This is a genomic window from Ancylomarina sp. (assembly GCF_041555295.1).
Taxonomy (GTDB): Bacteria; Bacteroidota; Bacteroidia; order Bacteroidales; family Marinifilaceae; genus Ancylomarina.
In genome coordinates, this window is the sequence record NZ_JBFFKR010000157.1 from 1 (window position 1) to 8170 (window position 8170).

Annotated in this window: 9 protein-coding genes; 5 read left to right on the forward strand and 4 right to left on the reverse strand. The window is 37.1% G+C overall.

Annotation, left to right across the window (positions count from 1 at the left end):
• Positions 1-516: 516 nt before the first annotated feature.
• Positions 517-1182: a hypothetical protein gene (locus ABY905_RS11205; RefSeq protein ID WP_372643760.1), complete on the forward strand. Its 666-nt coding sequence runs from the start codon at positions 517-519 to the stop codon at positions 1180-1182.
• 415 nt (positions 1183-1597) lie between these two features.
• Here ABY905_RS11205 and ABY905_RS11210 read toward each other — a convergent pair whose 3' ends face one another.
• From ABY905_RS11210 to ABY905_RS11220, 3 genes are all read right to left on the reverse strand, one after another.
• A complete protein-coding gene (locus ABY905_RS11210) occupies positions 1598-2311 on the reverse strand; it encodes a hypothetical protein (protein ID WP_372643762.1) in 714 nt (237 codons plus the stop codon).
• A gap of 489 nt (positions 2312-2800) precedes the next feature.
• Positions 2801-3247, reverse strand: a complete 447-nt coding sequence (locus ABY905_RS11215) for a hypothetical protein (RefSeq protein ID WP_372643765.1) — start codon at positions 3245-3247, stop codon at positions 2801-2803.
• Positions 3248-3276: 29 nt separating this feature from the next.
• Complete coding sequence (locus ABY905_RS11220; protein ID WP_372643767.1) at positions 3277-3729, reverse strand: FKBP-type peptidyl-prolyl cis-trans isomerase; 453 nt, start codon at positions 3727-3729, stop codon at positions 3277-3279.
• Positions 3730-4234: 505 nt separating this feature from the next.
• On the opposite strand from ABY905_RS11220, the gene ABY905_RS11225 reads away from it, so the two are divergent.
• The 4 genes from ABY905_RS11225 (at position 4235) to ABY905_RS11240 (ending at position 7718) form a co-directional block, all read left to right on the forward strand.
• A complete protein-coding gene (locus ABY905_RS11225; RefSeq protein ID WP_372643769.1) occupies positions 4235-4621 on the forward strand; it encodes a BlaI/MecI/CopY family transcriptional regulator in 387 nt (128 codons plus the stop codon).
• 4 nt (positions 4622-4625) lie between these two features.
• The gene (locus ABY905_RS11230) at positions 4626-6218 is read left to right on the forward strand and encodes a carboxypeptidase-like regulatory domain-containing protein (protein WP_372643772.1); all 1593 of its coding nucleotides are present in this window, start codon (positions 4626-4628) and stop codon (positions 6216-6218) included.
• A 449-nt stretch (positions 6219-6667) separates the two neighbouring features.
• Positions 6668-7189 (forward strand): RNA polymerase sigma factor, encoded by a 522-nt coding sequence (locus tag ABY905_RS11235; RefSeq protein ID WP_372643776.1) that lies wholly within the window; start codon positions 6668-6670, stop codon positions 7187-7189.
• On the forward strand, positions 7179-7718 hold the full coding sequence (locus ABY905_RS11240) for a hypothetical protein (protein WP_372643779.1): 540 nt from the start codon (positions 7179-7181) through the stop codon (positions 7716-7718). The genes ABY905_RS11235 and ABY905_RS11240 overlap by 11 nt, the downstream gene beginning before the upstream one ends.
• A gap of 52 nt (positions 7719-7770) precedes the next feature.
• Here the strand turns inward: ABY905_RS11240 and ABY905_RS11245 are convergent.
• On the reverse strand, positions 7771-8170 hold a 400-nt coding region (locus tag ABY905_RS11245; RefSeq protein ID WP_372643781.1), incomplete at its 5' end, for a hypothetical protein.

The following is an 8170-nucleotide window of genomic DNA, read 5'->3' on the forward strand; positions in this document are numbered from 1 at the left end:
TCTTGCTCATACGCTTATTTTTTTGAGCTCTACACCTAGCCCACACTGCTTATCAAAAAGAAATACAGTTCGTGATTTTAAAATTCAGATCTAAGTTATAAAACTTCGAAAATTCAGCTTTACATATCTCGTTATTTTTTAATTTATTTTTTTCTGATATTTTATTTCAATGCCTGTAACAGAATGTCACAATAAGCTTACATAACATGCAATAGACTGCAAACACAGGGAATCAAAGCATTTTAACTTCATACATTAACGTGAACCACAAAAGCCTACGCACAAGCATATCAGACATTATTACACACATATATAGTGTTAAGTCCGAATTTATTTATAATTTCATTGTCGATCATAAAAATAGGAAATAAAGTTAAATCTAAAATTCACATAAAACGACTACACAAAAACAACAGTTAAACATATTGAAACTAAACCAAGACCGCTGACAAACCCAAATTAAATTTCAAAAAGATCCGCATAAGCGGATTAGAACTAACCCAAAATCATAAAACAATGGCAAGAATGCTAAGTACTCGCATGTCGAGTGAATCAATTTTAAGCAATGCAGGCAGACACCAAAGCTTGTGCAAACAAGTGCCTGGAGCCGAACATCTAGCTACCGCTATACAACCAGTTATCAACAATCTAAAAGAGAAGAAATCATTGAGCCTTACTGCCCTTGAAAACAAAGGCAGAGCTTACGACAATGTGGTATTAAAAGATACCATACTCGACGATGTGGTTCGCGATATTTCGGACGCTGCCAAGCAATACGATCGTAAGAATGTGGGGCGTGGTATTTACACCGATTTATTTCCCGATGGTAAAACAACCACAATTACCAATGCCTCACTTGGTAAAGAACCCGATGCGGCTGATCAGCTTTTATTGCGTTTCAATATTTTTGAGGAAGGCAATATCATGTTAGCCCAATTAGCACCACTCACTACTGCTATTGCTGGTACAAGAACAGCTTTAACAGCATACCAACAGGCTATTACCGATGAAAAAATAGCTTTGGCTGACGAGGCAATGGCACAAGAGGGTGTGATAAGACAATATGAATTTAATTTTCTTGATGCCACTAAACTATTTGGTAAGCTATATGCCAACCGCTTGTTTCCTAAAACACCGAAGCCTAAAAAAGAAGAGCTTGTTACAGAAACAACCACAGCATAAGGTCTAAGAAACACTCGCCACTGGGCTAATGTGAAAAGCATGGAAAAAAACGGTGTAATGAACTTTTCAGCATTAAATCGGCATTACAAAACGGGGTAATGACCTTTTCAGCTACTATTCACCATTACACAGCGATGTAAACGCCTTTTCAGCATTAAAAGCAGATTACCTCTCGGGGTAGTCTGCTTTTTAGCTACAATTTACCTCTACACAGCGGTGTAAGAACCTTTTCAGCCTTAAAAGCACACTGCACCGAAATTACGCGCACTTTTCAGCCTTAAATGCTATCGTAAACGTTTTTTCATGAGAAAACCCAAGCTTGAATGGGCTTGGGTTTTATATTTTGTGTCTATTTCTGTTTCTCAGAGTACGAGCTACAAGCTCGCACTAGCGGGGGATTAATATTGATGAATTTTTAAAGTATTCCTTTTACTAAGTCAAATCCTCCACTTACAACTTGCTTAATGGCTTCATCTTTAGCTGCAATGATTAGGGACTTTAAAAATTCAACTCCTTTTTTACGGACAAGTGCAAAAAATCTGCTAAGTCTTTTAACTGTAGCTTGCTTTGTGAGGTTTGGAAGTTCTTCCTTTATTTCTCTTGCTTCAATAATTAAATCCTCATGAACAGTATCATGATTACTTAAAGCAACAATTGCTGAATCAAGAAATTCTGCAAGCATTAATTGCTTCCCAACTTCATAAGGCTTTTCATTGGCGTCTTCATCAACAAGTTTAAAATTATCAAAGAACTCATCTTCATAAGCCTTTAAGATTTTATCCTCAGGGGAGATTTGAATATTATTGTATTGCCTAATTAAACCTATCCAAGTTTGGAGGTGTCTTGTTATCTGCTCAGCAAACATCTGACCTTTATGTGGTTCAAGATTATTGGTTTGATACGGTATCCGGTTTAAAAGAAAAAGAACTTTATTCTGCTTATATTCGGGTTTTGAGATACAAAACTCGAAAGTAGATGCCGGATCCATATCTACAATTTTTATTTCAAAATCATGATCTTTTTCAATATTAATAAGGCTGCTATGTTTTTCAACAATGTTTCTTATCTGGGTGAAAACAGATTGAATTGTTTGCAAGTAAACTAATGGGTATTCTTTAGGGTTAATCATTTCAAGTTTTTTGGGTTAAATAAATTCGTCAGTATTTTGTTTCAACATTTCCCCTCTCCCAACAGCTCAACTAAATTATTGATAACAATATTACTACAATCACGCGTCAAACGCAAAACATAAAATCACTCATTTGCTTTAGTGCTACGATAAGTCGGCCTCAGCAAAGCAGGTGGGGCACCCATAGATAAAGAAGTCGTTAAAAACAGAATGCTGTCTGAGTGAGGCACGAACGAGTTCAGTCTGTTTAGACTTAAAATCGTGATGGGTCACCGATTGCTGCAGCCGTTGATTTTTGTTACTTTTCATCAAGGAAAAGTAAGGAGAAAGAAGAGGAACTGTTTGTTCCATTTTATCAAGGATAAATAATAAAGCAAAACACCCCTCTTTATCTCCCCTGAAGGGGAGAATGCAGGACGCAAAGCAAGATGAGAACAAAAAAAAGGAACCCTTTCGGATTCCTTACTGTATTTAATTAAAGCTGTTGCTCTATGCCTTGTTGGTTGTAATCACAAAAATAATGAGTGGTTCATTGCTCGTATTCTGAACCGAGTGAAAACCATCATTACTGACTGCCGTGATGTTTCCTTTGGTTATTTTGTGGGTTCTTACTTCGCCATCAGCGCCGGCCTTATCGGCATACTCACCTTCGCCATGCATCACCACATAAAGCTCCTCTTCGCCTCTTGGTCCGTGATCGTGAAATCCAGCCTGATCGTGCTTATTCAGAAAAACCATAAAGCAACCAATTCGGTTATTGATCAACTCATCGGCATCGAACATTTGCAAAAGGTAAACAACGCCATTACCACCATACATTGGCTGGCGGGTATCCACACGAACGACCGTACGTTTATCCTTTCCAAAAGGAATAACAGATAAATCGATGTACTGAGACACTCTTTCTATAACTTGATTGGCTTCGAGAACTGGCATACTTTCTTGCTTTTATTAGGTAGCGTATATTACTTCTTAACAGATATTAAATGCACATCGAAAATCAAGACCGAACCACCTGGAATTCCTCTAGTATCGTAATTTCCATAGCCCAAATGAGCAGGAACCAAAAGCGTTCCTTTTCCGCCTTCTTTAAAATAAGTAATGCCTTCGGTCCATCCTCTTATAACACCTTTCAGTGGAAATGAAATACCTCTCTCACTACTCTCGTCGAAAACTTCTCCATTTAAATAATAGCCTTTGTAGGCTACCTGCACAGTTGATGCACTTGTGGGCTGTGCGCCTTCTCCTGCCTCATCGACGGTATAATATAAACCAGACTCACACTTTGTAGCCTCCAGCTTATTTGTCTTTATATAATCAGTAATTTGAATCTCATTTATAAGTGAGAAATCTTTCTCAGGCCCACTTGAGCAAGAAACTAAAAAGGCACAGATGATGGCTAATAAGCTATACTTCATTTTTATCAGTTTTTATTGAAAAACAAATATAGTAAAATGTGGGCATGTTGGCTATTGCTCTCATTACAGGAAAAAGATAACACCTCTCTTTCCGAAAACTTTCGAGGCTAAAGCCATCTCCACCATCCTTCGACTCCGCTCAGGAACCAAAGGGGAGACTCTCAACTCTGAAGCTTTTCGACCTTGGAGTTTTGTGCGGGCTTTGTCAGTCTGCCGTGAGGCGTGCTACTGAGTCAACCACAAAGAGAAAACAAGGATCAGACTGACTTGATTCTTTTGTCTACTTTTCTCATCAAAGAGAAAAGTAGAAGCCCGGCGGCTTGAGCGAAAAAAAACAAGTACTAGGACAAAAGACTACAAACATGACATTTAGCAGCCTTAAAACAATCCGAATACTACATACATAGTAACTATTACTATATTTATAGTAATAGTTACTATAAACATAGTATGATTTAAAAATAAACGATTACATTTGGAGTGTAAATTAATAATCAAAAACTCTATGGACTTAAAATCATTGACAAAAGCAGAAGAACAAATCATGCAAATTATCTGGAAATTGCGCGAAGCTATTGTTAAGGATATACTTGCCGAATTTGAAGGCACGAAACCAGCTTATACGACTATTGCTACAGTTTTAATCGTATTAGAAAAAAAGGGTTTTGTTTCGCATCGCAAAATTGGAAACTCTAAACTATTTACGCCTGCCATAAGCAAAGCAGAGTATACCAAATTTCAGTTCAGCTCTTTATTGGGAAACTACTTTGGCGGATCGTTCCCTAAAATGGCTAGCTTTTTTGCATTAGAAAACGATATGGACATTTCCGATTTGGAAAAAGTTCTGAAAGAAGCAGAAAAGGAAATGAAGAAAGATCAAGAAAAAAATTAGAACGATGGAAGTATTATTAGAAATATTAATTCGCGCATCAATCAGTATAGCTGTATTCTATGCCCTATATTGGCTGCTTTTAAGGCAATCGACTCATTTTACTGCGAATCGATTATTTTTGCTGATAAGTCTACTCATTTCAGTCGTACTAGCAGTGGTTCCTGTTCAATATCAAGTATTGATACCAGCTCCTTCCTCACCCGCTTTGAGTGATTACAGCGGGGTTTTTAATCGTGATGTTGCGAACACAAGCACCAATGGACAAAACTCAAATGGCATGGGCTTATTTGGTGTTTTACTCATAATTTATAGCATTGGAGCTGCGATTGTATTGCTACGCTTGCTGATACAATGCAGAAAACCATTACTGATTATTACCAAATCGAAACCTAAAAAGATTTACGATTGTTTGATTCACGAAAACAAGGTATTCAATTCACCCTTTTCGTTTTTCAATCGCATATTAATCAATCCTGAATATTTTCAGCAGGACGAAATAGTTGACATATTAACTCATGAAAAAGTGCACATTCAGGAGCGTCATTGGATCGATCTGTTCATTATAGAGCTGTTAACAGTGTTTTTCTGGTTCAACCCATTTATATGGTTCTTTGAGCGAGCAATTAAACGGAACCATGAATACCTGGCCGACGAAGGTGTATTATCCCGGGGCCATTCACCTGTCAGGTATCAGGCATTATTAATTAACCGGCTAATGGGGACACAAGTAATTGGTTTGGCCAATCACTTTAATTCGTCCCTCGGCCTAACCCGATTTAAAATGATGACAAAAGAAAAAACAGCGAAACGTAAATTGTTTCGAATGATATGGGGAGTACCCGTATTGGCACTTCTATTAATGGCTTTTGCTAAACCCGAATACAAAGTTAAAGCTGATAAAGAAATACAAATAGCAGTAAATGATATTAAGTTATCAGCTAAGGATACGCCTGTTAAGGTAAAAGGCACAGTAAAAGATGACAAAGGAAATCCTATGCCTGGAGCTTCTGTTATACTTAGAGGTACCACAACTGGAACTGTTGCTGATAGAGATGGAAATTATAAAATTGAACTTCCTAATGAAGGTAAATTCGTTTTAATTGTGTCCTATGTTGGATATAAATCAGTTGTCAACACTATTTCTATGAAATCAACTGCACCTACTAAATGGAAACATGATTTCATGATGGAACGTGAAGTCATATCAATTGATTCAAAAGATCTAATGAATGCCGGAGATGTTCCTCCTCCTCCACCACCAGCTCCTGAATTTGACAAAAACTCGGATAAACCTACTTTCTTTATTGTTGAAGAAATGCCAGAATACAAGCAAGGCTTTTACGGCTTATCGCAATATGTAAAAAAAGAAAAAAGCAAGCTCCAGAATAAATTTGGTAAAAAGCTAAATGGTAAAGCAACGGTAGGCTTCACAATTAATAAAAAAGGGGAAGTAAGCAACATTCAAATTCTTGACAAAAGCAATGATATCGTTGCGAAAGCTGCTACAAAAATAGCAAGTGGAATGGAAAACTGGAAACCAGGTTCACAAAGAGGAAAGACGGTTTCTGTTGATTTTGCAATGGAATTGGAGTTCTAAAAGGATTTCGATACAAGACTAACAATATAAGTGCTGTTACTACTTTCACAAGGAGTAACAGCACTTAATTATTTAAAGAGCTGATGGCAAGTCTGCGGCTGGTGGGCACTAAACCCTATTTTCAGATATTCCTCTGCACAAGTGCGCGGAAATTTCGGCCTCAGCAAGGCAGGTCGAAACCCATAGATGAAGAAGTCGTCAATAAATACATTCGTCCTTCTGTCCCGATTCTGATAGCTATCGGAATTATCGGGATCAAAATCTTTATACATTAATTATGAGATCCTGAAACTAGTTCAGGATGACGTTCAATTCTGGTATTTCACCTTTGTGTGCTTTGCGAAAAACTTTCCGCTCTTTGCGTGAAATCAAATTTTAATAAAAGTGAATTAAAAATGTAACTATCTTTATTTTCCCTTACTAAATAGACGAGAACAAAAACTTATACATTGAAAAAAGAAGAGCATTTTAATCAGATACTATCGGAAAATAGTGATCGCATACAGAGGATATGCCGCTACTACAATTCGAATACCGAGGATCAGAAAGATATGTATCAGGAAGTGCTGGTAAATATTTGGAAGAGCTTGGATAATTTCCGGGGCGATTCGGCTATCAGCACTTGGGTTTATCGTGTTGCTGTAAATACCTCGCTAAGCTTTACGGGTAAAACCTACAAGCAAATGAAACTCATCGTGAGCACCGATACGCAAAACCTCTCCTCCATTCTCGACGACGAGGGTTTGGAAGACAAGCAAAAAGAGGAAAGTCAGTTTAATCTATTACAAAGCGAACTGAATATGCTCTCGGTTATCGACAAAGCTCTGATATCGCTAATGCTCGAAGGCCTCAGCATGAAAGATATTGCCGATGTGATTGGTATAAGCGAACCTAATGTAAAGGTTAAAATCCATAGAATAAAAGCACAGCTCAAAACCAAACTGACAGGAGGGGTTACTTATGAACTTTAAAAGAAAAAATAACGATATCAATCTCGACCAATTAGTAGGTAAGCTTCAAAAAGAGGATAAAACATATGGTAAACTATTCAAACTTCTTAAAATTATCTATTGGATTTACATTCCAATTTATATTCTGCTCGCAATTGGAATATTCTTAATAACTAAGGAAATCGATGATCTGTTTGCTGGATTTTGCTTCATTATTTCGTTTATAATATTTGCACTGATATTGGGCAATTATCAAAAAGATTTCAAGAATGCCGACTATGCATTACCAACACTTCTCATGTTAAAGAATGCCGCAAACCGTTATAAACCATTCCAATTAAAAGGTTTATGGGTAATACTTGCTATAATTTTCATGGATGCAGGCTTTAGTATTAATTCCTTTGCGAAAAACCATATCATTACAATTCAGATAATCTTTTTAGGAATCATGCTTATCTCAATACTTGTCGGGATAATCATCTGGTTTATCAAACACAAACCACTTCGCGATAACGCACTAAGACTTGTTGCCGAGATTGAAGGTGAATAAAACAAATGCCCTCTCGTAATGAGAGAGCATTTTTGTTTACAAGTTCACAAAATCAGTATAAAACTTTAGTTTCTTTAGCAATTTGGCTTGCCTCACGAAGCAACTGCTCACTAACCTCAGCAATATTGTAGATTAAAACGAGTTTTTGGCGCTCTACTCCTTTTTCGCAGGAGATGAGTAAGGTCGACAATTCATCCAGAAAACTGTGAAGACCAATGGATGGATCACAAGGTTCGTTTTCGTTTAAGGCTCTTATTGCTCTGTCCAAAACCTTTTCAATTTGCAAAAACATATCCTGCTGTTCTTTACTAATATACTTAGTCGTATTTTTATGAGCACCTAATGCAGATAGATAAGATAGCAGTGCATGATTGAGATAGGTTAATGAAAAGGCATGCTTTTGAAATTTCTGCTGCTTTTTAGGTTCCAACTTCATACTCTTCCATGCCAAA